The sequence below is a fragment of the Xanthomonas campestris pv. asclepiadis genome (assembly GCF_020784175.1).
In the GTDB taxonomy this organism is placed as follows: domain Bacteria; phylum Pseudomonadota; class Gammaproteobacteria; order Xanthomonadales; family Xanthomonadaceae; genus Xanthomonas; species Xanthomonas campestris_D.
Genome location: NZ_JAJGQM010000047.1, coordinates 13,721 through 39,934, shown reverse-complemented (window position 1 = coordinate 39,934; position 26,214 = coordinate 13,721). Strand labels below are relative to the sequence as shown.

At 66.7% G+C, this 26,214-nt stretch carries 17 protein-coding genes and 1 pseudogene; 17 read left to right on the top strand and 1 reads right to left on the bottom strand.

Annotated elements, in window-relative coordinates:
• Window positions 1-981 precede the first annotated feature (981 nt).
• Entirely contained in the window at window positions 982-1,842 is an 861-nt protein-coding gene (locus tag LL972_RS17630) for a 2OG-Fe(II) oxygenase (protein ID WP_228328696.1), read from the bottom strand.
• A gap of 189 nt (window positions 1,843-2,031) precedes the next feature.
• Here LL972_RS17630 and LL972_RS17625 point away from each other — a divergent pair, with 189 nt between their 5' ends.
• The 17 genes and pseudogenes from LL972_RS17625 (at window position 2,032) to LL972_RS17545 (ending at window position 26,174) form a co-directional block, all read left to right on the top strand.
• Complete coding sequence (locus tag LL972_RS17625) at window positions 2,032-3,498, top strand: hypothetical protein (protein WP_228328695.1); 1,467 nt, start codon at window positions 2,032-2,034, stop codon at window positions 3,496-3,498.
• Between the two features lie 79 nt (window positions 3,499-3,577).
• On the top strand, window positions 3,578-6,226 hold the full coding sequence (locus tag LL972_RS17620; RefSeq protein ID WP_228328694.1) for a TonB-dependent receptor domain-containing protein: 2,649 nt from the start codon (window positions 3,578-3,580) through the stop codon (window positions 6,224-6,226).
• A gap of 158 nt (window positions 6,227-6,384) precedes the next feature.
• Window positions 6,385-7,197, top strand: a complete 813-nt coding sequence (locus LL972_RS17615; RefSeq protein WP_228328693.1) for a type II secretion system protein N — start codon at window positions 6,385-6,387, stop codon at window positions 7,195-7,197.
• Entirely contained in the window at window positions 7,194-9,272 is a 2,079-nt protein-coding gene (gspD, locus tag LL972_RS17610; RefSeq protein ID WP_228328692.1) for a type II secretion system secretin GspD, read from the top strand. Before LL972_RS17615 ends, gspD begins: the two co-directional genes overlap by 4 nt.
• Window positions 9,273-9,276: 4 nt before the next feature.
• Window positions 9,277-10,764, top strand: a complete 1,488-nt coding sequence (gene gspE, locus LL972_RS17605) for a type II secretion system ATPase GspE (protein WP_266104682.1) — start codon at window positions 9,277-9,279, stop codon at window positions 10,762-10,764.
• Window positions 10,751-11,947: a type II secretion system inner membrane protein GspF gene (gene gspF / locus LL972_RS17600; RefSeq protein ID WP_228328690.1), complete on the top strand. Its 1,197-nt coding sequence runs from the start codon at window positions 10,751-10,753 to the stop codon at window positions 11,945-11,947. The genes gspE and gspF overlap by 14 nt, the downstream gene beginning before the upstream one ends.
• A 28-nt stretch (window positions 11,948-11,975) precedes the next feature.
• Entirely contained in the window at window positions 11,976-12,440 is a 465-nt protein-coding gene (gspG, locus tag LL972_RS17595; protein ID WP_228328689.1) for a type II secretion system major pseudopilin GspG, read from the top strand.
• 27 nt (window positions 12,441-12,467) lie between these two features.
• Complete coding sequence (locus LL972_RS17590) at window positions 12,468-12,950, top strand: GspH/FimT family pseudopilin (RefSeq protein ID WP_228328688.1); 483 nt, start codon at window positions 12,468-12,470, stop codon at window positions 12,948-12,950.
• Window positions 12,934-13,314 (top strand): type II secretion system minor pseudopilin GspI, encoded by a 381-nt coding sequence (gene gspI / locus LL972_RS17585; RefSeq protein WP_228328687.1) that lies wholly within the window; start codon window positions 12,934-12,936, stop codon window positions 13,312-13,314. Before LL972_RS17590 ends, gspI begins: the two co-directional genes overlap by 17 nt.
• Window positions 13,311-13,934, top strand: a complete 624-nt coding sequence (gspJ, locus tag LL972_RS17580; protein WP_228328686.1) for a type II secretion system minor pseudopilin GspJ — start codon at window positions 13,311-13,313, stop codon at window positions 13,932-13,934. The genes gspI and gspJ overlap by 4 nt, the downstream gene beginning before the upstream one ends.
• Window positions 13,931-14,923: a type II secretion system minor pseudopilin GspK gene (gene gspK / locus LL972_RS17575; RefSeq protein WP_228328685.1), complete on the top strand. Its 993-nt coding sequence runs from the start codon at window positions 13,931-13,933 to the stop codon at window positions 14,921-14,923. The genes gspJ and gspK overlap by 4 nt, the downstream gene beginning before the upstream one ends.
• Window positions 14,920-16,008 carry a type II secretion system protein GspL gene (gspL, locus tag LL972_RS17570; RefSeq protein WP_228328684.1) on the top strand — a complete coding sequence of 363 codons (1,089 nt, stop codon included), beginning with the start codon at window positions 14,920-14,922 and terminating at the stop codon, window positions 16,006-16,008. The genes gspK and gspL overlap by 4 nt, the downstream gene beginning before the upstream one ends.
• Window positions 16,005-16,481 carry a type II secretion system protein GspM gene (gspM, locus tag LL972_RS17565; RefSeq protein WP_228328683.1) on the top strand — a complete coding sequence of 159 codons (477 nt, stop codon included), beginning with the start codon at window positions 16,005-16,007 and terminating at the stop codon, window positions 16,479-16,481. Before gspL ends, gspM begins: the two co-directional genes overlap by 4 nt.
• Window positions 16,482-16,513: 32 nt before the next feature.
• Window positions 16,514-17,197 (top strand): type II secretion system protein N, encoded by a 684-nt coding sequence (gene gspN, locus LL972_RS17560; RefSeq protein ID WP_429002184.1) that lies wholly within the window; start codon window positions 16,514-16,516, stop codon window positions 17,195-17,197.
• A 726-nt stretch (window positions 17,198-17,923) separates the two neighbouring features.
• Window positions 17,924-20,664: pseudogene (locus LL972_RS17555) on the top strand (TonB-dependent receptor).
• A gap of 183 nt (window positions 20,665-20,847) precedes the next feature.
• The gene (galA, locus tag LL972_RS17550; protein WP_228328682.1) at window positions 20,848-23,742 is read left to right on the top strand and encodes a beta-galactosidase GalA; all 2,895 of its coding nucleotides are present in this window, start codon (window positions 20,848-20,850) and stop codon (window positions 23,740-23,742) included.
• Window positions 23,739-26,174 carry an alpha-N-acetylglucosaminidase gene (locus tag LL972_RS17545; RefSeq protein ID WP_228328681.1) on the top strand — a complete coding sequence of 812 codons (2,436 nt, stop codon included), beginning with the start codon at window positions 23,739-23,741 and terminating at the stop codon, window positions 26,172-26,174. The genes galA and LL972_RS17545 overlap by 4 nt, the downstream gene beginning before the upstream one ends.
• Window positions 26,175-26,214: the final 40 nt, after the last annotated feature.

The following is a 26,214-nucleotide window of genomic DNA, read 5'->3' as shown; positions in this document are numbered from 1 at the left end:
GCTCTCGACGCCCAAACTGCCAGAATCCGAACAGATAAGGCTCTTACGCGGCATCCATGCCGCGTAAGGTCCCGCGAAGGTGAGCGGGCAAGGAGCTGTGGAGATGGTCGGTATGCGCAGTTACAAGCACGGCATGGCGTGCGTTGTTCGAATCACGTTGCGTCTGATCAGTGCCCCGTGCAAGCCGAGCGGTAGACAGGCTTCCAACACGGAACCTGCAAACGTCTCGTCTGCTCACCGCAAGCCGAGCAACACGCTTTCAAGAAAGCAGCCGACCAACTGTCTGGTGCGGTGTCCTCGCCGGTTGCGGGACCGTGTGGCGGCATGGATGCCGCCGCCGAGCCTCCAGGGACGGATTCACGGCGTGTCGCGCAAGCGGCGAGGGCACCGCGCCCTCGACGCAGCGAGTTTGCTGCAGGGCCCTTGCCCGCCCACCATCGCAGGACACGCCGCAAGTACGTCCTTGTAGGCTCTGGCGCGGCATCCATGCCGCTCAAGGTCCCGCGACGGTGGGCGGGCAAGCGCCAGTTGAGATAGTCGGTGTGTGTATGCAAGCAGTGCATGGCGTGCGTTGTTCGAACCACGTTGCGTTCGATCAGTTCCCCGCGCAAACCGAGCAACAGGCAGGTTTTCAACACGCAACCTGCAAACGTCTCGTCTGCTCGCCGCAAGCCGAGCGATACGCTTTCAAGAAAGCAGCCGACCAACTGTCTGGTGCGGTGTCCGCGCCGGTTGCGGGACCGTGTGGCGGCATGGATGCCGCCACCGAGCCCCCAGGGACGGGTTCACGGCGTGTCCCGCAAGTGGTGAGGGCGCCGCACACTCGGCAGACCAGGCTGTTGATTGCGCCTGAGCCTTGGTTGCATCCAAGTGACGTTGCAGCTCGGCACTTGTCGCTGTGCGCGGATCTGCATGGGGACACTTCGGCTGCGGCGCGATCTTCGTCTACTAGGCGACGACGTACGCGTGTGATCGCTGCTCTCAGCCAGGCATGAGTACTGCGCGTTCACGCAGCCACTTGGTGGCGACCCACTTTTCGCCGGCCAGGACCGGCGCGCCGGCGTGCAGGCTGCGTGTCATTGGATGCGGGCGGTCGTAGCTGAAGAACACCGCGTTGCCTTTGACCGCGGCGATGTCCAGGTGCGCATCGGGAAAGCGCGTGGCGCCGCCGCGTTCCGGCGTGTTGAGATACATCACCAACGATGCGACGCGCTGGCCGCCGGCTTGCAGCAACAGCGGCGTACCCGCCGCAGCGGGGTCGAAGTAATCGTAGTGTGGTTGATATTCGGCGCCGGTGGCATAGCGCAAGACCTGCAGTCCTTCGCCGTGGTCGACCGGCCAATCGAGCAGGCGTGCGATGCGTGCTTCGACGCGTTGGCACAGCGCGTCCTGCCCCAGCTGCAGGCACATGCTGTGGCTGGTGCGCGCGGCATGCACGATCTGCGCACCGTTGTCGTTGTCCACGGTGCGCGAACGCACCAGGCGTGGCTGCGCCAGCGCGATCAATGCATCGCATTCGGCATCGGACAGGAAATCGCCCAGCACCACCACGCGCGGCAGCAACAGGCTGACCAGCACGCTTACCTGGCGGTCGCCCAGGTCCAGTAACGAGGCATCGTTGTGCTGCAGTATCGCCGGCACACGCACCGGCACCGGCAGGCCATGGGTTTGCGCGTGGTGCTGGATGTGGTTACGCACCAGGGCCTCGACTGCGTCGATGGCGTCCTGTTCGTTCCAGCCTTGATCCAGGAGCGGCTGTAGCGCCTGTTCGGGCGGCTGGCCGGCCATTGCCTGCGCAATGATCCAGTCGCCCAGGGCGGCGGGGATGGTGGTTGAGGTCATCCCGCTACAGTGCATGTCACTGTGTGGCAAGAATGTGTCAATTGTGTCGTCGTAAGACAAATGACACAGACACCCCCTATAAAAGTGACGGGGATCTAGAACGTGCTCGCCACTGCAGTGGGCGGAACGCAGCCAATTCTTGACGACTCCTCTTCATACCGGACCTTCTTTGACCTGGAGATCAGCCGCATGTCCGTTCGCAATAGCAGCAAGACACTTCTCATGACGTTTGGTACCGCGCTGGCGTTGTCGGCCTGCGGTGGTGGTGCCGATCGTGTCGCCTCGCCCGGCGAGGGCGCATTTCCGCCGGCACCGACGCCGGCTCCCGCACCGACCCCGGCACCCACGCCTGCTCCGGCACCGACCGGCCCTGCCACCGATTGCCCGACCGGTTTTTCCAACGTCGGCACCATCGCCAACAACACGCTGCGCGCCTGCCAGCTGCCGGACACCATCAACGGCAATCTGGTGGTGCCGGCACGTGCGGGCACGGCGTATTCGATCAGCGGACGCGTCAACGTGGGCACCGACCGCGGCGGCAATGCCATCGCTCCGGCCGCCGGCAGCACGCAGGGCATCCTGACCATCGAACCGGGCGTGACCCTGTTCGGTTCGGCCGGTAGCGACTACATCGTGGTCAACCGCGGTTCGCAGATCTTTGCCGAAGGCAGTGCCACTGCCCCGATCGTGTTCACTGCACGCCAGGCCCTGGAGGGGCAGGTCAGCGCCAATACCATCGGCTTGTGGGGCGGCATCGTGGTGCTGGGCCGTGCGGCCATCAACAACTGCCCGGGCACCACGGTCTCCGGCACGCCGGAATGCCAGGCGCAGGTCGAAGGGACCAACGCGTTCTACGGCGGTAACAGCGCCACCGACAACAGCGGTTCCCTGCGCTACCTGCGGGTGATGTATTCGGGCTTCGAAATTTCGCCCAACAACGAATTGCAGGGCATCACCCTGGCCGGCGTGGGCAGCGGCACGCGTCTGGATCATGTGCAGATCCACAATAGCTCCGACGACGGCATCGAATGGTTCGGTGGCACGGTCAACGGCAGCCACATCGTGATCACCGGTGCCGACGACGATTCGCTGGATACCGACGCCGGCTGGAACGGCGCCCTGCAGTTCGGCATCGTGGTGCAGCGCGCCGGCGGCGGCGACCGCATGAACGAGTGGAGCAGCCTGCGCCGCCAGCCGTATTCGCGTCCGAAGGTGGCCAACTTCACCTACGTGGGCAATGCGCGCGCCGGTGCGGCGATCATGCTCAACCAAGGCACGCAGGCAGCGTTCTACAACTCGGTCGTCACGCGTCCGGCCGGTGGCAGCGGTGATGGCCTGGTGTGCTTCAACCTGGCCGATACTGACACGCTCGGGACCTTCAATTCGGTGTTCTTCGCCTGCCCGACCGCCTTCGGCAGCGATACGCGTGCTGCCACCCAGTTTGCGGCCGGCACCAATAATGTCGCCAATGGCGTATCCACGTTGCAGAACACCTTCATCAATGGCGCCAACGAAAGCGCCGTGCCGGCCTTCCAGGGCTTGAACGGGGTGAGCAGCTTCTTCCAGCAGGTGAACTACATCGGTGGCGTGCGCGATGCCAACGACACCTGGTGGCAGGGCTGGACCTGCGGCCTGACCGCCGATCGTCCCTGCTGAGGCACAGCATCACAAGGCAGCCCAGGCGGCTGCCTTGTGATGCGTCCAGCTTCATCTTTCAGTTGCCAGGGCTCCCACGATGCGAACCTCCGCTGTCGCCCGTCTCTCGCGGACGGGCCTGTCTCTTTCCATTTCCACCTTGCTGTTTTCCGGTGCTGCGCTGGCACAGTCGACCACCACCGATGCCGGCTCCACCAGTGGCACCAGCAGCACCAGTGCGCCCAAGCAACTCGACCAGGTCGTGGTGCGTGGCGACTACATTCCCGAACCGATGCTGCAGACCTCGGAGGTGGCATCGTTCGTCACCCGCGAGGACATGGAGCGCACCGGCGACAGCAGCGCGGCGGTGGCGCTGACGCGTGTCACCGGGCTGAGCCTGTCGCGCGGCAAGTATGTATATGTACGCGGCCTGGGCGAGCGCTATTCCTCGGCGTTGTTCAATGGTTCGCCATTGCCCAGCCCCGAGCCGATGCAGCGCGTGGTGCCGCTGGATCTGTTTCCCAGCGATGTGCTGGACAGCGTGACCGTGCAGAAAACCTATTCGGCCGATTATCCGGGCGAATTCGGCGGCGGCGTGATCGATCTGCAATCGATGGCGGTGCCGGACAAGCCGTTCCTGTCGCTGACAGTGGGCGGCGGCGTCAACAGCGTCAGCACCGGCGAAAAAGGCCTGACCTACTACGGCTCCGGCGATGACGAGTGGGGCTATGACGACGGCACGCGCAAGCAGCCCGGCGCATTGCGCGATGCGATCCAGAGCGGCCGGCGCGTGGATCTGGGCAGCTTCTCGCGCGAGGACATCCGCAGCATCGGGCGCAGCTTGAACAACGCCAACCTGTACGTGCTGCAGGAAAAGGACAGCATCGCCCCGGACGTCAATGTCGGCGGCAGCGCCGGCTACAGCATGGACGTGGGCGAGGCCAAGCTGGGCATCATTGCGGTGGCCAGTTACGACAACGAGTGGCGCACGCGTACCGGCAAGCAGCAGGACGGCATCTTTGTCGGCGATACGGTCGAGTTCAATTCCAACTACGACTTCGCCACCACCCGCAACAACGTGCGCACCAACGGCATGCTGGGCCTGGGCTGGGAGTACGGCAGCCACACCATCGGCTGGACCACCTTGTATGTGCACGATGCGTTGAAGGTCGCGCGCAGCCGTGCCGGCCGCGATGAACTGGCCGGTTTCGATGTACGCGACGACAATACCGAGTGGTACGAGCGCCAGCTGATCAACAACCAGCTACGCGGCACGCACGCGTTCGGCGAGTACGACGACTTGAAGATTGAATGGCGCGCAGCGGTGGCCAATGCCAGCCGCGATGTGCCGTACGAAACCGGCATTCGCTACGAGTTGCTGGATGGCTACTGGGCGCACGATGCCTCGCGCGTACAGAACTACACCCGTTTCAGCAAGGTCGACGACACCGTGGCCAGCGGCGGTGTGGATGTGACCTGGCGTTTGCCGATCGAGCGCGATGTCACCGTCAAGGGCGGTCTGGCCTATCTGGACAACGACCGCAGCGCGTGGAGCCGCGAGTTCCGCTTCCTGGCACTGGATGGCCCGTTGCCGTTCTACAACCAGTTCCAGCGTGTGGATTATCTGATCTCCGACTACAACCTCAGCAACGATCTGCTGCGCCTGCGCGAGACCACCGGCAGCTTTGGTGCGGCCGCGTACGATGCAACCCTGAAGGTCAAGGCGGCCTATCTGCAGGCCGAGGGCGAGATCGTACCGACGCTGCGGGCCACCGTCGGTGTGCGTTACGAAGACGCCACGCAGGCGGTGCATCCGTACGACATCTTCACCGGCGTGCGCCAGGACAGCGTGGCACCGCTGGAGAACAGCTACGCGCTGCCATCGGCCACGGTGACCTGGAATTTTGCCGAGAACCAGCAGCTGCGCTTTGGTGCCTCCAAGACCATTGCGCGCCCGCAGTTCCGCGAGATGGCGCCGCAGCAGTATCTGGACCCGGATATCGACCGCCAGTTCTTCGGCAATCCGTTCCTGGTCGATAGCGAGCTGGTCAATCTGGATGCGCGGTACGAGTGGTTCTTCGAGCCGGGTGAGTATTTCACCGTCGGCGCGTTCTACAAGAGCATCGACAAGCCGATCGAAGCCATCGTCAACGATGCACCGGGCGGCGGCATCGTGCAGAGCTTCATCAATGCGCCCGAGGCCACCTTGTACGGCATCGAGCTGGAAGCCAAGAAGTATCTGGACCTGCCGATCGCGGCCGACTGGTGGGGTGACAAGCGGGTGTTCCTGTCCGGCAACTACACGCGCACCAAGTCGGAGGTGAGTGCCAGCGATGGCGACACCGTGCAGCCGTTCGGCTTCACCGCACCGGTGCAGGCGACCTTGTTCATCCGCGATGGCTCGGCCTTGCAGGGGCAGTCCGATGACATCGCCAACCTGCAGATCGGTGTGGAAAGCGAGAGCACCCACAGCCAGGCCACCTTGATCGCCAACTATGTCGGTGAGCGGGTGTCCGCGCGTGGTCGCCCCGGGCAACCCGACTATATCGACAAGCCCGGCACCTCGCTGGATCTGGTGATCAAGAAGGGCCTGGTGTGGTCGGGCAATACGCTGTCGTTGAACTTTGCCGCACGCAACCTGCTCAAGACCAAGTACCAGGAATATCAGAGCCTGGGCAGCAATCGGGTGGACCTGTACGAGTACCAGCCTGGCGTGACGTATGACCTGAGTGTGACAGCGCGCTTCTGATCCGACGCCCGCTGCCGGTATCGCAAACGCCCGCCCTGCCCTGCATGGCGGGCGTTTTCGTCTGCGGGTGTGTCGCCGTGTGTCGGTCTGTGTCATCACTTTCTTCGAACTGACACATTGCGGCCGCATTCTGTCATCCGACCGCAATCCTGAGACGGATGTCCGCTTTGCAGCGCGTTTTGCCCTCCTTGAAACCCCTGATGTCGGCGCGTGGCCGCAGCGCACTGGCCTGCGTGTTGCTCGTGTTGCTGGCGCTGCAGTGCGCGCGCCTACTGTGGGTGGTGATCACACCGATCGGGCCGTTGGGCGCTGCCCAGGTCGCCGCGCCCGCTAATGCGGACCTGCCCGCACTGCGCCGCGATGTGTTCTATCGCAGCGTGCCCGAGAGCAGCAGCGACGGCCTCGTGTTGCATGGCGTACGCGCAGGCGGCACGCAAGCGGCTGCGTTCTTGAGCAGCGGCGACGGCAGGCAAGGGGCGTATCGCATTGGCGATGTCGTGGCGCCTGGCGTGGTGGTGCAGGCGATCGCGAGCGATCACGTGCTGCTGCGTACCGGTGGTGGCGTGCGACGTCTGGGCTTGGTGGAATCCACAGCGCCGTCGGCGCCGCCCTCGCCAGCAACGAGCGCGGCAGCAGCCACCAGCGCCGCACCTGCGGTGATGTCGAATGTCGGCGCAGCGGCTGGCACGGCCACGGCAATGGCTGTCGACCCGCAACAGCTGCTCACCAGCGCCGGCCTGCGTGCAAGCGAAGACGGCAGCGGGTTCACCGTGATGCCGCGCGGCGATGGGGCCTTGCTGCGCCAAGCCGGCCTGGCCCCAGGCGATGTGCTCACCCAGCTCAATGGCCGCACGCTCGATGCCGAACACCTGCGTGAGCTGCAGGACGAACTGCGCGATGGCCAGGCGGCCACGCTGACCTACCGCCGCGACGGCCAGACCCACACCATGACCTTGAAGCGCCCGCAATGACTGCTGCCCGCCCCGGATGGCTGCTTTCGGCCACCTTGTTGCTCGCACTGCCGGCGGTGCCGATGGTGTCGCTGCATGCCGCCGACGCGCCGGCCGTGCGCCTGCAGGATGTGGACCTGCGCGCCTTCATCCAGGATGTGTCGCGCGCTACCGGCATCACCTTCATCGTGGATACGCGCGTGCAGGGCACGGTCAACGTGGCGCGTGCACAGGCGATGTCGGAACAGGACCTGCTCGGCATGCTGCTGGCGGTCTTGCGTGCCAATGGCTTGATTGCGGTGTCCAGCGGGCCGTCGACCTACCGCATCATTCCCGACGATACCGCTGCGCAGCAACCCGGCAGCGCGGTCAATGGCAACCTGGGATTCGCCACGCAGGTGTTCACCCTGCAACGCGTGGATGCACGCAGCGCGGCGGAGATCCTCAAGCCCTTGATCGGGCGCGGCGGCGTGATCATGGCGATGCCGCAGGGCAACAGCCTGTTGATTGCCGACTACGCCGATAACCTGCGCCGCGTGCGCGGCCTGGTCGCGCAGATCGACACCGACCGCGCGGCGATCGACACGGTGAGCTTGCGCAATAGCTCTGCGCAGGAACTGGCGCGCACGCTGACCTCGCTGTTCGGGCAGGCCGGCGAACGCAGCAACGTGCTGTCGGTGTTGCCGGTGGACAGCAGCAACTCGCTGATCGTGCGCGGCGACCCGGCGCTGGTGCAGCGGGTGGTGCGCACGGCGGTGGATCTGGATGGGCGCGCCGAACGTCGCGGCGATGTCAGCGTGGTGCGGCTGCAACACGCCAGCGCCGAGCAATTGCTGCCGGTGTTGCAGCAACTGGTCGGACAGACCCCGGGCAACGAGGCGCAGCCCGGGCAGGACACGCGCTCCAACGCGGTGGATGTGGCCGCCGCTGCCGGTGCTGCACAGACGCAGGTGATCACACCGGCCGCCGGCAAGCGCCCGGTGATCGTGCGCTACCCCGGCTCCAATGCCCTGATCATCAATGCCGACCCGGAAACTCAGCGTGCATTGATGGACGTGATCCGTCAGCTGGACGTGCATCGCGAGCAGGTGCTGGTCGAAGCGATCGTGGTGGAGATCTCCGACACCGCCGCCAAGCGCCTGGGCGTGCAGCTGCTGTTGGCCGGGCGCAATGGCACGGTGCCGTTGATCGCCACGCAGTACAGCGGCGCGGCGCCGGGCATCGTGCCATTGGCTGCGGCGGCGGCCGGCACGCGCAGCAACAACGGCGACGATGATTCGGTGCTGGAGCAGGCGCGCAACGTGGCCGCGCAATCGCTGCTGGGCCTGAGCGGCGGCCTGATCGGGCTGGCCGGGCAGAGCAATGATGCGGTGTTCGGCATGATCATCGATGCGGTCAAGAGCGACACCGGCTCCAACCTGTTGTCGACCCCGTCGATCATGACCCTGGACAACGAGCAGGCACGCATCCTGGTTGGGCAGGAGGTGCCGATCACCACCGGCGAAGTGCTGGGCGCGGCCAACGACAACCCGTTCCGCACCATCCAGCGCCAGGACGTGGGTGTGGAGCTGGAAGTGCGCCCGCAGATCAATAACGCCGGCGGCATCACCCTGGCGATCAAGCAGGAAGTCTCGGCGATTGCCGGGCCGGTCAGCGCGCAGTCCTCGGAGCTGGTGTTCAACAAGCGCCAGATCGAAACCCGCGTGGTGGTGGAAAACGGCGCCATCGTCGCGCTCGGCGGCCTGCTCGACCAGAACGACCGGCAGACCGTGGAAAAGGTGCCGCTGCTGGGCGATGTGCCCGGGCTGGGCGCGCTGTTCCGGCACAAGTCGCGCAATCGCGACAAGACCAATCTGATGGTGTTCATCCGCCCGACCATCATCCGCGACGCGGCCGATGCGCAGCGCATGACCGCGCCGCGCTACACCTATTTGCGCGATCGCCAGTTGGCCGATGGCGACCCGGAAGCCGCGCTCGATGCGTTGGTGCGCGACTACCTGCGCGCGCTGCCGCCGCAGCTGCCGGCCGCCCCATCGTCGGCCGTGCCGGCACCGGCAACAACGCCTGCGCCCGGCGCGCGTCCCGCGCAGCGCTGATGCCATGAACACCGTGCTCGCCAGCATTTCCTACGCGTTTGCCAAGCGCCACGGCGTGGTGCTGCTCGGCAGCGACAGCGCCGCGCAGATCGGCCTGCGCGAAGGTGGCGATGTGCAGGCGCTGATCGAGCTGCGGCGTGCGCTGGGCATGCCGTTGCAGGTGCGCACGCTGGCGCCGTCGGTGTTCGACCGGCATGTGTCGGAGATCTACGCCGATGCCGGCATGGAGCAGGGCGTGCAGGTGGAGGCGCTGGACCTGCACGGCAGCCTGGATTCGTTGATCGACGACATCCCCACCGCCGATCTGCTCGACAGCCAGGACGATGCGCCGATCATCCGCCTGATCAACGGCATCATCGCCGAGGCCGCGCGCCTGGGCGCCTCGGACGTGCATCTGGAATCCTACGAATCGCGCCTGCGCGTGCGCCTGCGCGTGGATGGGGTGATGCGCGAGGCGGCCACCTTGCCCGGACGCATCGCGCCGTTGCTGGTGTCGCGCGTCAAGGTGATGGCACGGCTGGACATCGCCGAAAAACGCATCCCGCAGGATGGTCGCGTGTCGCTGGTGATGGGTGCCAAGGCACTGGACGTACGCGTCTCCACGCTGCCGACGCGCAGCAGCGAGCGGGTGGTGCTGCGCATCCTGGACAAGGAGCAGGGCACCTTGTCGCTGGCCCAGCTCGGCACGCCACCGGCGGTGATGCACACCGTGCAGCGCGCCCTGCAGGTGCCCAACGGCATCGTGCTGGTGACCGGGCCGACCGGCTCGGGCAAGACCACCACGCTGTATGCGGCGCTGAGCCTGCTCAACGATGGCTCGCGCAACATCCTCACGGTGGAGGACCCGGTGGAATACGCCATCGACGGCGTCGGCCAGACCCAGGTCAACGCGCGTGTGGGCATGACCTTCGCGGCCGGCTTGCGCGCGATCCTGCGCCAGGATCCGGACGTGGTGATGATCGGCGAGATCCGCGACACCGAGACCGCGCAGATCGCCGTGCAGGCCAGCCTGACCGGTCACCTGGTGCTGTCTACCGTGCACACCAACGATGCGGTGGGCGCGGTCACGCGGCTGCGCGACATGGGCATCGAACCGTTCCTGCTCGCATCGAGCCTGCGGCTGATTCTGGCGCAGCGCCTGGTCCGTCGCCTGTGCACGCAGTGCCGCGCACCGCGCCGGCTGGATGCCAGCACGCGGCAGATGTTGCAGGCGCCCGACGATGCAGCCATCTACGCCGCCGTGGGCTGCGCGGCCTGCCACCACAGCGGTTATGCCGGGCGCGTGGGCATTTACGAAGCCATCGCGGTGGACGATGCGATGCGCCGCCTGATCGGCGACAACGCCGACGAGGATGCCCTGGCCGCAGCGGCCTTCGCACGTTCAGCGCGCCTGGGCGATGCCGCGCGCGCGGCGGTGCTGCAAGGCCTCACTACGCTGGAAGAAGCGCTGCGGGTGACCCGCCAGCAGGACGAGGCACATGCCGCGGTTTGACTACACCGTGCTCGATCTGCACGGACACAGCCGCCAGGGTGTGATCACTGCAGACAACGCACAGAATGCGCGTGCGCAACTGGAGCAGCGGCAGTGGGTGCCGGTACGCGTGGAGGCGGCGGTGGCGGCCAGCAGCGTGCGTCCGGCGCGTTTCAGCGGCAAGGATCTGGTGCTGTTCACCCGGCAACTCGCCACGCTGGTGGAAACCGCGCCGCTGGAAGAAGCGCTGCGCATCATCGGCACGCAATCCGAACGGCGCGGCGTGCGCCGGGTCACCGGCCAGACGCACGGGCTGGTGGTCGAGGGCTTCCGCCTGTCCGATGCGATGGCGCGCCAGGGCACTGCGTTTCCGCCGCTGTATCGGGCGATGGTGGCCGCGGGCGAGAGTGCCGGGGCGCTGCCGCAGGTGCTGGAGCGCCTGGCCTACCTGCTGGAGCGGCAGGCGCAGGTGCGCAGCAAGCTGCAGTCTGCGTTGGTGTATCCGGCGGCGTTGGCCCTGACTGCCGGTGCGGTGGTCATTGTGCTGATGACCTTCGTGGTGCCCAAGGTGGTGGACCAGTTCGATTCGATGGGCCGTGCGTTGCCATGGCTGACGCGCGCGGTGATCGGCGTGTCTAACTTCCTGTTGCATGCAGGCATCCCGTTGCTGGTGGCACTGGTCATTGCGGTGATCGCAGCGCTGCGCCTGCTCAAGCGCCCGGAGTTACGCTTGGCGGCCGACCGTGCGGTGCTGCGCGCGCCCTTGCTCGGCCGGTTGATCCGCGACCTGCACGCCGCACGCATGGCGCGCACGCTGGCGATCATGGTCAACAGCGGGCTGCCGCTGATGGAAGGCCTGATGATCGCCGCGCGCACCGTCGACAACCGCGCCTTGCGGCTGGCCACCGACAACATGGTCACGGCAATCCGCGAAGGCGGCAGCCTGGCCGCGGCGATGAAGCGCGCCGGCGTGTTTCCACCGACGCTGCTGTACATGGCCTCCAGCGGCGAAAACAGCGGGCGCCTGGCGCCGATGCTGGAGCGCGCCGCCGATTATCTGGAGCGCGAGTTCGAGTCCTTCACCACCGCGGCGATGAGCCTGCTGGAGCCGGCCATCATCGTGCTGCTCGGCGGCGTGGTGGCGGTGATCGTGCTGTCGATCCTGCTGCCCATCCTGCAATTCAACACCCTCGCGCTTGGTTGAGCGCGGACGCTTATCCCTGGAGATCCTCATGCAGTCCATCCATTCTCGCGCACGTCCTGGCTCGCTCACTGCGCGCGCGCGCCTGCGCGGCTTCACCCTGGTCGAGTTGATGGTGGTCATCGTCATCATCGGCCTGCTGGCCACGGTGGTGATGATCAACGTGATGCCTAGCCAGGATCGCGCCATGGTCGAGAAGGCGCGTGCCGACGTGGCGGTGCTGGAGCAGGCGCTGGAGACCTATCGCCTGGACAACCTCAGCTACCCGAGCACCGAACAGGGCCTGCAGGCCTTGCTCAATGCGCCGAGCGGATTGACCCGGCCCGAGCGCTATCGCCAGGGCGGCTATATCCGCCGCCTGCCGGAAGATCCGTGGGGCCATGCATACCAATACCGTCGCCCGGGCCGCAGTGGTGGCTTCGACGTCTACTCGTTCGGTGCCGATGGTGCCGAAGGCGGCGACGCCGACAATGCCGATGTCGGCAACTGGCGCTGAGTCGCAACAGTGCTCGCGCAAACGGCCATGGCAAGGCAAGCACGGGCATGTGCGTCGCGGGCGCAGGCGCGCGGCTTCACCCTGCTCGAACTGCTCGCCGTCCTGGTCATCACCGCACTGGCCAGTACGCTGGTGGTGCTGACCTTGCCCGATGCGCGGCGCGACCTGCACGACCAGGCCGATGCATTGGCCAGTGCCTTGGGCCATGCACGCGACGAGGCGATCCTGAGCCTGCGCATGGTCGAGGTGCGCGTGGATGCGGGCGGTTATGCATTCCGGCGGCAGGCGCAGCAACGCTGGGTGCCGCTGGATGAAAAACCGTTCGCCGCGATGCGCTGGCCTGCCGGCGTGCAGACGCAGTTGCCGGTGGGCGGGACGCAGTTGAGCGTGCGCTTCGACCCCACCGGTGCGGCCACGCCGCAACGCATCGCACTGGCCGACGGCCAGCAACAGCTGCAGGTGGTGGTGGACGCCGCCGGCGTGGTACGGGTCGATGCGCCCCTGCAGTGATCCTCATGCCTGCGCCGGATTTTCGCTGCTCGAACTGATGGTCGCGCTGGCGATCTTCGGCATGGCCGTGGTTGGCCTGCTGAATCTGTCCGGCGAAAGCACGCGCACCGCGGTGGTGCTGGAAGAGCGCGCACTGGCTGCGGTGGTTGCGGAGAATCAGGCGATCGACGCGATGCTGGCGCCCACCGCCGCAGCAGTGGCGCCGGCGAACGGGCAGGAAATGCTGGGCGGACGCAGCTGGGACTGGCAGCGTACGTCGATGCCGGCCGGCAGTACCGGCATCGTGCGCATCCGGGTGCAGGTGCGCGCTGCAGCGCAGGCGCAGGAAATCGCCAGCCTGAGTGTGCTGCGGAGGGCCGAATGAGCCGGGCGCGTCGCAGCGCAGGAGGTGTCCGTGGCAGCGCGGGCTTCACCTTGATCGAGCTGCTGGTCGCCCTGGCGGTGTTCGCGCTGGTGGCGGTCGCTGCGGTGGTGGTGATGCGCCAGAGCATCGACCAGCGTGATGCCGTGCGTGCGCGCCTGCAGCAGGTGCGCGAGTTCCAGCTTGCGCATGGCCTGCTGCGCAGCGACCTGCAGCAGGCCGCAGTGCGGCGCACGCGCAATAGCGAGGGCGGCGCTGCACGCACCGCGTTCGTCGCAAGCCCGCCCGGTGTGCCGGGTCCGCTGTTCGGTTTTGTGCGACGCGGCTGGAGCAATCCGGATCAGGCACCGCGTGCGTCCTTGCAATACGTGGAATACCGCGTGGTCGACGGACGTCTGGAGCGCAGTGCACGCCCCGCACTCGACGGTGCAGTCGCCGGTACGCCGCAGGTGGTGTTGCGTGGCGTGCGCTCGGCGGTGGTCGGGTTCCATTATCGCGCGCAGTGGAGCGATGGCTGGAGCGGCGGGCTAGACGCGCTGCCGGATGCGATCTCGCTGGAGCTGGACCTGGAGCAATGGGGCCGCGTGCGCCAGTTGTTCCTGCTGCCGGAGGGGCGCGGATGAAGGCCTTGAACGCACGCAGGCAGCAACGTGGCGTCGCATTGCTGACGGTGTTGTTGCTGGTGGCGGTGATGACATTGCTGATGGTCGCAGTGCTGGACGATCTGCGCTTTGGCCTGCGCCGCAGCGGCAATGGCGAGGCGATGACGCAGGCGCAGTGGTATGCGCTGGGCACCGAAACCATCGCCCGGCAACGCCTGCAGGCACTGGCCAGGCGCGACCCGATACGCACCACGCTGGAGGGTGGCTGGAACGATCAACCGGTGACCTTCCCGCTGGACGACGGCGCAGTGAGCGTGCGGCTGCGCGACCGCGGCGGCTGCTTCAATCTCAACAGCGTGGTCGTCGGTGCGCCCGAGCAATGGCAGCGCAGCGACGACGGCGCAGCGCAGTACCGCGCCTTGCTGGAGGTGCTGGGCATCGCACCGCAACAGGCGCAGGCGCTGACCGATGCACTGGTGGACTGGATCGACAGCGATAGCCAGCCCGGTGCGCAGGGCGCCGAAGACGGTCGCTACCTGCAATCGGCAGTGCCGTTGCGCAGCGGGGCGACCCTGCTGGCGGGCGTCAGCGAGCTGCGTGCCATCGCCGGCTACACGCCGCAGGTGATCGCGCAGTTGCGGCCGCATGTGTGCGCATTGCCGGAGGCGCGGCTGTCGCCGGTCAACATCAATACGTTGCGTCTGCAGGATGCGCCGGTGCTGGTGGCGCTGACCGAAGGCGCTCTGGAGTTGCCGGCCGCGCGCCGCGTCATCGCCGCGCGGCCGGCCGGAGGATGGCGCGACGTCAGAACCTTCCTGAGCCAGCCTGGGCTGATCCAGGCCGAGCTTTCCAATGCAGTGCTGGAACAGATCGAATTACGCACCCGTTATTTTTCCCTCTACAGCCAGGTCGACCATGCCGGCGCGCAAGTCGTGCTGGACGCCTTGCTGCAGCAGGATCCTGCCGGGCGCGTGCGGCTGGTGGCGCACCAATGGAGTTCCGACGAATGAGTACCACCTTGCTGTTGCTGCCCGCCGATGCCACCGCGCACGCGATCGCCGTGCGTGTGGACGCGCATGGCCAGGTGCTGTCACAGCGTGTGGCCAGCGCGCCGTATGAACCGTCCGCACGCACAGTGCTGGTGGTGCCGGGCGTGGATGTGCATCTGCGCTGGCTGAGCCTGCCCGGCCGCAGCATCGCGCAGTCGGTCGCGGCCGCGCGCCTGCAACTGGCCGAACATCTGGCTGTGGAGGCGCCGGCGCTGCATGTGGTGATCGCCGAGCGCAGCGAGGCCGATGGCACGCGCTTGGTGGCTGCGGTGGATGGCGCAACGATGCAGCAGTGGTTGGCGCGCGCAGCGCAGCTGGGCGTCGTCCCCGATGCGGTGGTGCCCGATTGCCTGTTGCTGGAGCCCGGCGCGGATGCTGCGGTGGCAGTGGTGGACTGGGACGGCCGCTGGCTGATCCGCGGCGCGGGCTTGGCCTGCAGCCTGGAGCCGGAGGCCGCGCGCATGCTGCTGGGCGCGTGCGCGCCGGCACAGCCGCCGCCATCCGACACTGCGCAAACCATTGACTGCTTTGCGCGATGCGCCACGCGCGCGCCGATCAATCTGCTGCAGCACGCATTCGCCGCAAGGCCGGCCGCTGCACAGACGGTCACTCCGCGCCGTCTTGCGGCGCTGGCCGCGCTGGTGCTGCTGTCGCCGCTATTGCTGTTGCTGGCGCAGACACTGCGCTACGAAATCGGCGCGCACCTGCTGCAATCGCGCGCCGCCGCGCAGTTGGGCGTGCGCGATGCGGCGGCGGTACCGGCCGCACTGCAGGCACGCCGGCATGCTGGGACGGCAGCCGATGTCCTGGCCGTGCAGCTCGGCAGCTTGTTCGCAGCGGTCGATGCCGTTCCGGTGGCAGAACTGGATCAGCTCGACTATCAGGCCGCGCAGCCGCTGCGCGGCACACTGCTGCACAGCGATGGCGCCAGCCTGCAACAGCTGTCCGCGCGGCTGGCCGAGGCAGGATGGCAACTGCAACCCGGCAGCAGCCAGACCGAGGACAATCGCATGCGGACCCCGTTCGCACTGGAGCCATTGCGATGAATGCACGCCTGCAACGCGGTATGCAGTGGTGGCAGGCGCGTGCGCCGCGCGAGCGGTTGATGCTGGGCGTGATGTGCGCCGCGCTGGCCGCATTTGTCGGCTGGTATGCGCTCTACACCCCGTTGCGGCACTGGCACGCCCAGGCGCAGGCGCGCTATGCCGTTGCGGTGCAGCTGGTCCTGGACGCCTCTGCACAGGCATCGGCAAAAGAGCCCGCCACCGCGCCGGGCACCGCAGCATTGGCCGAGCGCATCGCCAGCAGCGCTCGCGATGCCGGTGTCGGCATCACCGCCCAGCAGCGCAACGCAGCGGGCGGGGTGGACGTGCAGATCGATGCGGTCAGCGCCGCCAGCTTGTTCGGCTGGCTGGAGCGGCTGCGCCAGGCGCATGGCCTGGCGCCGACGCAGCTGAGCATCGTGCGCGACCAGGGCCAACTGCGGGTACGCTGCGGGTTTGCGGAGCCTGCACCGTGACGCGCCTGCGTTGGATCCTGGTCTTCCTGCTGATGATGGGTGTGGCGCTGCTGGCATGGCTGCCGCTGCGCCTGGTGCTGCCACGCGAGGTGCTGCCGTTCTCGGCGCTGGACGTGGAGGGGCCGGTATGGGCCGGCACCCTGCGGCAGGTGCAATGGCAAGGCATCGCCTTCGGCGATGTCACGGTACGGCCGCGGCTGTGGCCGCTGGTGCGTGGAGAGCGGCAGGTGCACCTGCAGGCCCCGCAGCTGCAACTGCTGCTGGTGGATGGCGCGCAACACGGTATCCGCGATGCACAGGGTCAGCTGCTGTTGCGCCAACCAGCGGGCATGGCCTTGATCGATCTGGCGTTGGAGCTGCAGCAGGTGGATCTGCTGTTCGATGGCAGCGGTTGCGTGCAGGCAGATGGGCGGGTCGGCCTGCAACTGCTGGCGAGCGGGGCGGGCGAGCTGCCCGGTCTGCCGCCGTTGCGCCTGTCCGGACAGCCGCGATGCGTGGACAACACCGCCGTGCTGATCCTGTTGCCGGACGCCGCGCTGCCTACCGGCGTGCAGGCCGATGCACAGCTGCAGCTGTGGGGCGATGGACGCTGGCAGCTGCAGTCACGTGTCGATCCGGGGCAGGACGCGGTGCTGGGCGTGGGCCTGCAACTGCTCGGCTTTGCCGCCACCCCGGAGCGCACATTGTTGCGCGTCGACCAGGGGCAATTGCGCTAGGAGCGGAGTTACGCGCTGCTTAGCAAGAGATATGGTTTTTGCACCATTAGCGTGCAAGCGTGATGGCTGGTGTCTTCGTCGCGGCCGATGCAGTGACGCACTTGATTAAGCCGCTGACAACGTTGTCGGCGTTGCGCCGTGCGTGGTCATTGCGGTAGTCGACGGGCTGCGCTGATGCGGTAGAAATGCTGCCCCGATCACTCAAAAGCGCCTGGTGATGGACTGTGATGCAGCCCGCAATGCTCGCGCTGCGCCGGACACGTTCCGGACCCGCCAGAATTGGTCTGGTTACCGGAGATTGGTCAGTGACTGGTCCTGTGACAACGATGCCCGCCGCGCACCCAAATGATCCTTTACGCACCGTCGCAGGTCTTTAAACGCTGGGCTTAAACGCAATCGCGGCGGACCATCAAACACTTTCGACAGTGACTGTTGACAGGATCTTTTAAAGACCATAAGAATCAAATCCACTGAATTGGTATTTTCCAGTCAGGGCCGTTGATCAGCAATGGCAGGCGATGTCCGTCCTGGGAGGGAGGCGGGCATCGGCACCCACGGGGGGCCGTACGGGGTGCTCGCAGACAACAGATCGCAGGTGGTTCCGGATGTCCGGGACTGGTGGACTGTGCGCGTGTGGGTGGGTTGCCCAACGCCGGGATCTGTCATCGCTGATCGATCGGAATGCCAGCCGCGTCGTCGTCCAGCTATTCCACCTCAGGATCTCCCATGTCACCTGTCCCGCGTGCCGCGTTGCGTTGTTGTTCGCCTTCCTCGCTGTCCCTCGCCATTGCGCTGTCGCTGCTCGCCTGTGGCGCCAACGCGCAAGCGCAGGAATCGCCGCCGGCGGCATCGGCGCAGATCTCCCAGCTCGATACCGTCAAGGTCACCAGCTCCTACCAGTCGATACCGTCAAGGTCACCAGCTCCTACCAGAAGAGCCTGATCACCGCGATGGACAACAAGCGCGACGACGTGCGCATGACCGATGGCATCTCCGCGCAGGACATCGGCAAGTTTCCTGCCGAGAACATCGCCGAGGCGATCCAGCGCATTCCCGGCGTGCAGATCTCCACCATCAACGGGCGCGGCTCCACCATCAGCGTGCGTGGCCTGGGGCCGCAGTATTCGGCCACCACCATCAACGGCCAGGTGATCAAGAGCGCCGACTTCACCGATGGATTCCGCTACGACATCATCCAGCCGGAAGTGGCCGCCGGGATCGAGGTGATCAAATCGCCATCGGCGGACATGGACGCCGGTGGCCTGTCCGGCACGGTCAACATCAACACCACCAAACCGCTGGATTACCGGCAGACCAAGCTGCTGTTCTCGGCCAAGACCCAGTATGCGGAATTTGCCGGTGGCTCGCCCACGCCCAAGGGCGTGCTGACCCATATCGACCAGTTCAAGTTCGGCGGCGGCGATCTGGGCGTGTTCCTCAGTGCCGGCTACCAGAAGCTCAAGGACCGCGCGGATTATTTGTGGATCGACCGCTGGTACACGCAGGACACCGACGCCGGCACCTTGTACATCCCGCGCCGCCCGCGCTATCGCTCGATCGAGCGTGAGACCACGCGCAAGATGTTCAACGGCGGCTTGCAGTGGAAGCCCAACGACCAGCTGGAGATGAACCTCACTGCGCTGTATTCGCAGGACAAGACCGCCAACGACATGAACCAGCTGGTGTACTCGTTCGAGCGCACCCCGCTGACGGTGCTGCAGACCAACGGCCTGACCGCCACGCAGGTGTCGGCATCGGACTACTGGCTGGAGAACAACCGCCAGATCGAACAACACGACCTGTCCACGCAGTTGCTCACCTACGACTTCAAGTGGAAGGGCGATGCCTGGACGCTCAGTGGCGCGGCCAATTACACCCAGGGCAAGACCGACGAGAACGAACGCGCCGCGATCCTGGGCCGGATTCCCTCGGCGACGCTGCTGGATACCTCCAATCCCGACGCGATCTCGCTGACCACCGATGCCGACGCCACCGATGCCAGCGCCCGGGACAAGCGCAATCTGGTGCGTAGCGAGTACCCCAACGGCTCCATCCAGTCGCTCAGCAACAAGGAATGGTCGCTGCAGCTGGATGCCGAGCGGTATCTGGACCTGGGTGCGTTGAACGCGGTGCGCTTCGGTGCCAAATACCGCCGCGAGACCTTCGAGCGCGACGTGCGCCGGCGCGACTTTCTATATCTGCTCAGGACCGGTGCGGTGTCGGGCTTCGACATGTTCCCGGAGCTGTCGGCCGCCAACAGCACGGTGAGCAACTTTCTCGACGGGCAACTCGCCTCGCAGGACAGCTGGGTCACCCCGGACATCGCGGCCTACGCGCGCTCGCTGGCGGCTGCCGGCATCAGCGTGCCGGTGCTGTTCGCGCCGCAGAGCAGCTACAGCATCGAGAACGACATTTCCTCGGCATACGCGATGGCGCGCATCGACACCGACATCGGCAGCATGCGCCTGCGCGGCAACCTCGGCCTGCGCTACGAAAACACCAAGCGCACCACCGACACCTACCTGACCCAGGCGCAGGCCGCCAGCGACGATGCCAATGTGGTGATCGGCACCGCGCGTGCGCCGTACGAGTATTCCAACTGGCTGCCCAGCCTGAACCTGGTGTTGGACATGCGCGACGACCTGCTGCTGCGTTTTGCCGCTGCCAAGGTGCTGGTACGGCCGATTCTGGACAGCAATACCGCCATCGCCTCGACCATCTCCACCGGCACCAATACCGGCGGCACCACCACTTACGTCGTCACCCAGGGCCAGACCGATCTGAAGGCGCTGACCGCCGACCAGGCCGACCTGAGCCTGGAGTGGTACTACGGCAACGGTGGCGCGCTCACCGTGGCCGGCTTCTGGAAGAACATCAAGAACGGCACCTTCAACAGCATCGTCTGCCCGGCCGCCTTCAACGGCACTGCGCTGTCCAGCAACGCAGCCGGCGACTGCGTGGACAGCGGCGGCGATATCTACGAGATCACTGCCACCACCAACGATCCCAGCAAGGTCAAGATCCGCGGCTACGAACTGGGCTGGACGCAATCGCTGGACGCCTGGCTGCCGATCGACGGCTTCGGGGTGACCACCAACTTCACCAGGGTGATTCCGCAGCGCGATACCGATTTCCAGATCCGCAACCTGTCCGAACAGACCTGGAACGCCACCGCGTATTGGGAGAGCACGCATTATTCGGCGCGCGTCTCGCTCAACCATCGCAGTGAGTACGAACAGGACAGCAGCGACAGCTTCTTCGCGCGGGAAGGCCACACCATGAAGGCGCGCACCCAGCTGGATGCGGTGCTCGGCTACCAGGTCAACGACAAGCTGAGCTTCCAGCTGGGTGGCCTGAATCTCACCAACCGCACCGAGGAGGCCTACAAGGACATCGCCAGCCGCTGGCAGATGACCGGTGTCACCGGTCGCAGCTACTACCTGTCGATGCAGTGGGACATGCTTTGATGACGGGCGAGCGAGCGCGGTGCGGCCGTGCATCGCTGCGTGCGGCGGCCAGGGGTGAGTGCAACGCCGTTGGTCAGTACAACGCCGCAGCGGGGACGGGAACGCGCCATGCCGCGGCTGCGGGAGTGGCTGCGCCGCGCGCCCCTCATGGCATGCCTGCAGTGCAGTCGAGCGGGCGCTGTCATGCGCAGGCGTGAATTCCTTGCCGGCAGCGTCCGCGCCTCGTCGCTGCTTGGCGTGCCGGCGTTGCTGCCAGGCGCGGCGAGCGCCGTAACGACGCGCATTGGTAGCGGCGACACGGCGCGTCCCGCGCCACCGCCAGCGGGCATGGATGACGGCGGCCAATGGTTGGACCTGGACGAAGGTTGGCGCTTCCATGCCGGCGATTTGCCGTTGCCGCGCCTGCTTGCGCAAGACGAGACCTACGACAACGCCAAGGCCGGCCGCGCCTGGGGCGCGGCGGCACCGGACTTCGACGACACCGGCTGGCGGCAGCTGCAACTGCCGCACGATTTTGTGGTGGAGCAAGCGGTGCGCGCCGATGCCAACATCGCGCAGGGGTATCGCCCGCGCGGCATTGCCTGGTACCGACGCACGCTGCGGCTGGATGAATCCGTGCGCGGCCAGGCAGTGGAACTGCGTCTGGACGGCATCGCCAGCCATGCCACCGTCTGGGTCAACGGCATGCTGATGGCACGCAGCTGGAGCGGCTATAACGGGCTGGTCATCGACCTCACGCCGGTCGCGCGCTACGGCAATGCCTTGAACAGCATCGCCATCCGCGTCGATGCCGAGGCCATGGATGGCTGGTGGTACGAGGGCGGCGGCATCTACCGGCACACCTGGCTGGTGCTGCGTGCGCCCTTGCATATCGCCGGCGACGGCCTGGCGGCGGTGCCGCGCGAAGGCGCTGGCGATGTCTGGCAGGTACTGGTGCAGCTGGACCTGGTCAACAGCGGCGAGCAGCCCGCCGAGGCCCGGGTGGATGTGGCGCTACGCGACTCAAACGGTGCTGTCGTGGCGAGTGGCGAGACGCAACTGCGCGTGGACGCATTCGGCACTGCGCAGGCGGCCATCAGCATGTCGGTGCCGCAACAGCAGCGCTGGAACGTGGACACGCCGGTGCTGTATCGCGTGCAGGCCAGCGTGCGTGGCGCAGACGGCCGCAGCGACCGTGCCGGGTGCGAAATCGGTTTTCGCAGCCTGCGCTTCGATGCCGATCACGGCTTCTTCCTCAATGGCCGCCCGCTCAAGATCAAGGGCGTCTGCCTGCATCAGGACCATGCCGGCGTCGGTGTGGCGCTGCCCGATGCCTTGCACGCGTTTCGCCTGCAGCGCCTGAAAGCGATGGGCTGCAATGCCATCCGCCTGCATCATGCGGTGGCACCGGAACTGCTGCAGGCCTGCGACCGGCTCGGCATGCTGGTGATGGCCGAGAACCGGCTGTTCAATCCCGCACCCGAGTATGTGGCGCTGCTGCGCAACATGGTGCGGCGCCAGCGCAACCATCCCAGCGTGTTCCTGTGGTCGTTGCTCAACGAAGAGCCGCTGCAGGGCACCGCCACCGGTTACGCGATCATCGCGCGCGCCGCCAGCGCGGTGCGTGCGCTCGACGACAGCCGCCCGATCACCGCCGGCATGAACGATGGCATGTTCGCCACCCGCGGCGCGGCCGATGTAGTGGACGTGCTCGGCTTCAACTACCGCCAGTCCAACTACGACCGCGTGCATGCGGCGCGGCCACGCACGCCGATGCTGTCCAGCGAGGACACCAGTGCATTCCAGACGCGCGGGGCGTGGTTCACCGACCTGGACGCGCACGTGGTGGCCGAAGACGACAGCCTGGCCGCGGACTGGGGCAATACCCACCGCCGCGCCTGGCAGCTGATTGCCGAACGCCCGTTCGTCGCCGGCAGTTTCGTGTGGACCGGCTTCGATTATCGCGGCGAACCCACCCCGTTCGAATGGCCGTCGGTGGGCGCGTTCTTCGGCATCATGGATCAATGCGGATTCGCCAAGGGGGCGTATTGGTTGCGCCGCGCATTGTGGATCGACGATGCGCCGGTGCTGCACCTGTTGCCGCACTGGAACTGGCCCGGCCGCGAGGGCCAGCCGATCAAGGTGATGGCGTTCTGCAATGCCGCGCAGGTGGAGCTGTGGCTCAATGGCCGCTCGCTGGGAAAGCAGGCGGTGGATCGCGCGCAGATGAATCAGTGGCAGGTGGACTATGCGCCGGGCGTGCTGGAAGCGGTGGCCTGGCGCGACGGCCGCGAGGTGGCGCGTACCCGGGTGGAAACCACCGGCGCAGCGGTCGCGCTGCGGCTCACGCCCGACCGCCCCCAGCTGCGCGGCGATGGCCGCGATGCGCAGCCGGTGACCCTGGAAGCGGTGGATGCGCAAGGTCGCCACGTGCCCGATTGCAATGCAACGCTAACGCTGCAGATCAGCGGTGGCCGCTTGCTGGGTGTCGGCAATGGCGACCCGAATGCGCACGCTCCCGATCAGGGCACGCAAGTGGCCTTGTTCAACGGGCTGGCGCAGGCGATCGTGCAGGCTGGGCGTGGCGCAGGCGTGTTGCGGCTGCAGGCGCGCAGCGCAGGCTTGCGCGATGCGGTGCTCGAGATCGCGTGCGCGGCCGTGCCGCTGCCAGCCACGGTGCCGATCGTGGCGCCGGTGATGGTGGTCGAGAGCTGGCGCCACACCGCCACCTTCGCGCAGCCGCCGGCGCCGGATCTGTCGCGCCGCCCCAATGACAACAACAGCTGGAGCAATACGCTGCCCGGCACGCTGGAAACCGCACCCGAACGCGCCGGCTATGTGTTGTACCGCACCCGGTTCACGCCGTGGCAAGGCGTGCAGACCCACGGCGGCACGCTCGATCTGGGCCGGCTCAGCGGGCCGGCGCAGGTGTTTCTGGATGGTCGCGCGGTTGCTCAGGCAGCGGCCGGCACGCCGATCACATTGGCGCTTGCACCCGCCGCTGGCGCACGCACGCTGGCGGTGATCCTGCAGGTCGCTGCGGATCAACCGTTTGGATTCCACGACGTCGTCACCGTGCAGTATCGGAACTCGCCATGATTGCCTCATCGTTTTTTCCGTCGTCGCCCGCGCGGCTGTTCGCCGGCACAGTGCTGAGCGCCTTGCTCGCCATTCCGCATCTGGTGCTGGCCGCACCGCCCGCACAGGCGGTGCTGCAGCGCCTGATCGGCGCACGCGTCGCCCAGTTCGAGATGCGCGTGGCGCCGCGCGGCGACGGCGCGGACTGGTACCGCATCGATGCCGATGGCGACACGGTGCGCATTGCCGGCTCTTCGCAGGTGGCCTTGGCGCGTGGCGCCTACGCCTATCTCGGCCAGGCCGGTGCGGCCTCGATGAGCTGGGAAGGCGACCGCGTGGCGCTGCCGGCGCAATGGCCTGCCTACCGCAGCGGCCAGGTGCGTACGCCGTTTGCCCATCGCGCCTATCTCAACACCTGCACCTACGGCTACACCACGCCGTTCTGGGACTGGCCACGCTGGCAGCGCGAGATCGACTGGATGGCGCTGCACGGCATCGACATGCCGCTGGCGATGGAAGGGCAGGAGGCGATCTGGCAGGCGCTGTGGCGCGAATTCGACGTGGGCGATGACGCGCTGGCGGAGTATTTCTCCGGCCCCGCATTCACCCCATGGCAGCGCATGGGCAATATCGAAGGCTATCGCGCACCGCTGCCGCAGCAATGGATCGACAGCAAGCGCGTGCTACAGACGCAGATCCTCACCCGCATGCGCGAGCTGGGCATGCAGCCGGTGCTGCCGGCGTTTGCCGGCTATGTGCCCAAGGCATTCGCGCAGGCGCATCCCAACGCACGCATCTACCGCATGCGCGCCTGGGAAGGCTTTCATGAAACCTATTGGCTGGATCCGCGCGATCCGTTGTTCACCCAGGTCGCGCGCCGGTTCCTGCAGTTGTACACGCAGGCCTACGGTGCAGGCGAGTTCTATCTGGCCGACGCCTTCAACGAGATGCTGCCGCCGGTGGCCGACGACGGCAGCGACGTGGCCGCCGCCAAGTACGGCGACAGCATCGCCAACTCCGACGCTGCACGTGCCAAGGCCGTGCCGGCGGCGCAACGCGATGCACGCCTGGCCGAGTACGGGCAGGCCTTGTACCGCTCCATCGCGCAGGTCAATCCGCAGGCCACCTGGGTGATGCAGGGCTGGCTGTTCGGTGCCGACCGCGAGTTCTGGCAACCGCAGGCGATCGCCGCGTTTCTCGGCAAGGTGCCCGATGCGCGGCTGATGGTGCTGGACATCGGCAACGACCGCTATCCCGGCACCTGGAAGGCTTCGCAGGCGTTCGACAACAAGCAGTGGATCTATGGCTACGTGCACAACTACGGCGCCAGCAATCCGCTGTACGGCGACTTCGCGTTCTATCGGCACGATCTGCAGGCCTTGCTGGCCGATCCGGACAAACGCAATCTGCGCGGCTTTGGCGTGTTTCCGGAAGGCCTGCACAGCAACTCGGTGGTCTACGAGTATCTCTACGCGCTGGCCTGGGAGGGCCCGCAGCAATCCTGGTCGCAGTGGCTCACGCAGTACACCCGCGCGCGCTACGGCCGCAGCGATGCGACGTTGCTGCAGGCCTGGTCGGATCTGGAAGCGGGCATTTACCAGACCCGCTACTGGTCGCCGCGCTGGTGGAACAAGCGTGCCGGCGCCTACCTGCTATTCAAGCGGCCGACCGCCGATAGTGTCGGCTTCGATGATCGCCCCGGCGATCCGCAACGCCTGCGCCGCGCCATCGACGCGTTGCTGCAGCAGGCCGACCGCTATGCCGACGCGCCGCTGTACCGCTACGACCTGATCGAAGACGCGCGGCATTACCTGAGCCTGCATGCCGACCGTCAATTGCAGGCGGTGGTGCAGGCCTACGACGCCGGCGAGTTCGCGCGCGGCGATGCGCTGCTGGCGCGCACCACGCAACTGGTGCAGGGACTGGATGCACTGGTCGGCGGTCAACACGAAACCCTGGCCGACTGGACCGGCCAGGCCGCCGCGGCCGCCGGCAACGATGCCGCACTGCGTCGCGCCTATGTCGGCAATGCGCGTGCGCAGGTCAGCATCTGGGGCGGCGACGGCAATCTGGCCGATTACGCGTCCAAGGCGTGGCAGGGCATGTACGCGGATTTCTACCTGCAGCGCTGGACGCGCTTTCTGCGCGCATACCGCGCCGCACGCAAGGCCGGCACGCCGTTCGACGCAGCGACAGTCAACGCGCAGCTTGCAGCCTGGGAACGCCAATGGGCCGAGCAGGACGCGCTGCCGAAGCGACAGCCACCCCGCGACCCACTGACCCTGCTACGCAGCTTGCTGGCGCAGGTGGATGCGCAGGATGGTTTGCAAAGTGCCATGCAAGGCAATGTGCAAAGCAGTCCGCACGCTGCAACGCAAGGCATTGCCCAAGGCGACATGCGCGGCATGGCGCACGGTGCCATTCGCAGCACCACGCAAGGCACTGCCCAATGAGCAGATCCGTATTGCACATCGCGGCCCTACATGAGCGCTT

Bases quoted from the DNA above. Each gene is read 5' to 3' on its own strand.
- LL972_RS17630 (WP_228328696.1), bottom strand. From the start codon at position 1,842: ATGACCTCAACCACCATCCCCGCCGCCCTGGGCGACTGGATCATTGCG.
- LL972_RS17625 (WP_228328695.1), top strand. From the start codon at position 2,032: ATGTCCGTTCGCAATAGCAGCAAGACACTTCTCATGACGTTTGGTACC.
- LL972_RS17620 (WP_228328694.1), top strand. From the start codon at position 3,578: ATGCGAACCTCCGCTGTCGCCCGTCTCTCGCGGACGGGCCTGTCTCTT.
- LL972_RS17615 (WP_228328693.1), top strand. From the start codon at position 6,385: ATGTCCGCTTTGCAGCGCGTTTTGCCCTCCTTGAAACCCCTGATGTCG.
- gspD (WP_228328692.1), top strand. From the start codon at position 7,194: ATGACTGCTGCCCGCCCCGGATGGCTGCTTTCGGCCACCTTGTTGCTC.
- gspE (WP_266104682.1), top strand. From the start codon at position 9,277: ATGAACACCGTGCTCGCCAGCATTTCCTACGCGTTTGCCAAGCGCCAC.
- gspF (WP_228328690.1), top strand. From the start codon at position 10,751: ATGCCGCGGTTTGACTACACCGTGCTCGATCTGCACGGACACAGCCGC.
- gspG (WP_228328689.1), top strand. From the start codon at position 11,976: ATGCAGTCCATCCATTCTCGCGCACGTCCTGGCTCGCTCACTGCGCGC.
- LL972_RS17590 (WP_228328688.1), top strand. From the start codon at position 12,468: ATGGCAAGGCAAGCACGGGCATGTGCGTCGCGGGCGCAGGCGCGCGGC.
- gspI (WP_228328687.1), top strand. From the start codon at position 12,934: ATGCGCCCCTGCAGTGATCCTCATGCCTGCGCCGGATTTTCGCTGCTC.
- gspJ (WP_228328686.1), top strand. From the start codon at position 13,311: ATGAGCCGGGCGCGTCGCAGCGCAGGAGGTGTCCGTGGCAGCGCGGGC.
- gspK (WP_228328685.1), top strand. From the start codon at position 13,931: ATGAAGGCCTTGAACGCACGCAGGCAGCAACGTGGCGTCGCATTGCTG.
- gspL (WP_228328684.1), top strand. From the start codon at position 14,920: ATGAGTACCACCTTGCTGTTGCTGCCCGCCGATGCCACCGCGCACGCG.
- gspM (WP_228328683.1), top strand. From the start codon at position 16,005: ATGAATGCACGCCTGCAACGCGGTATGCAGTGGTGGCAGGCGCGTGCG.
- gspN (WP_429002184.1), top strand. From the start codon at position 16,514: ATGATGGGTGTGGCGCTGCTGGCATGGCTGCCGCTGCGCCTGGTGCTG.
- galA (WP_228328682.1), top strand. From the start codon at position 20,848: ATGCGCAGGCGTGAATTCCTTGCCGGCAGCGTCCGCGCCTCGTCGCTG.
- LL972_RS17545 (WP_228328681.1), top strand. From the start codon at position 23,739: ATGATTGCCTCATCGTTTTTTCCGTCGTCGCCCGCGCGGCTGTTCGCC.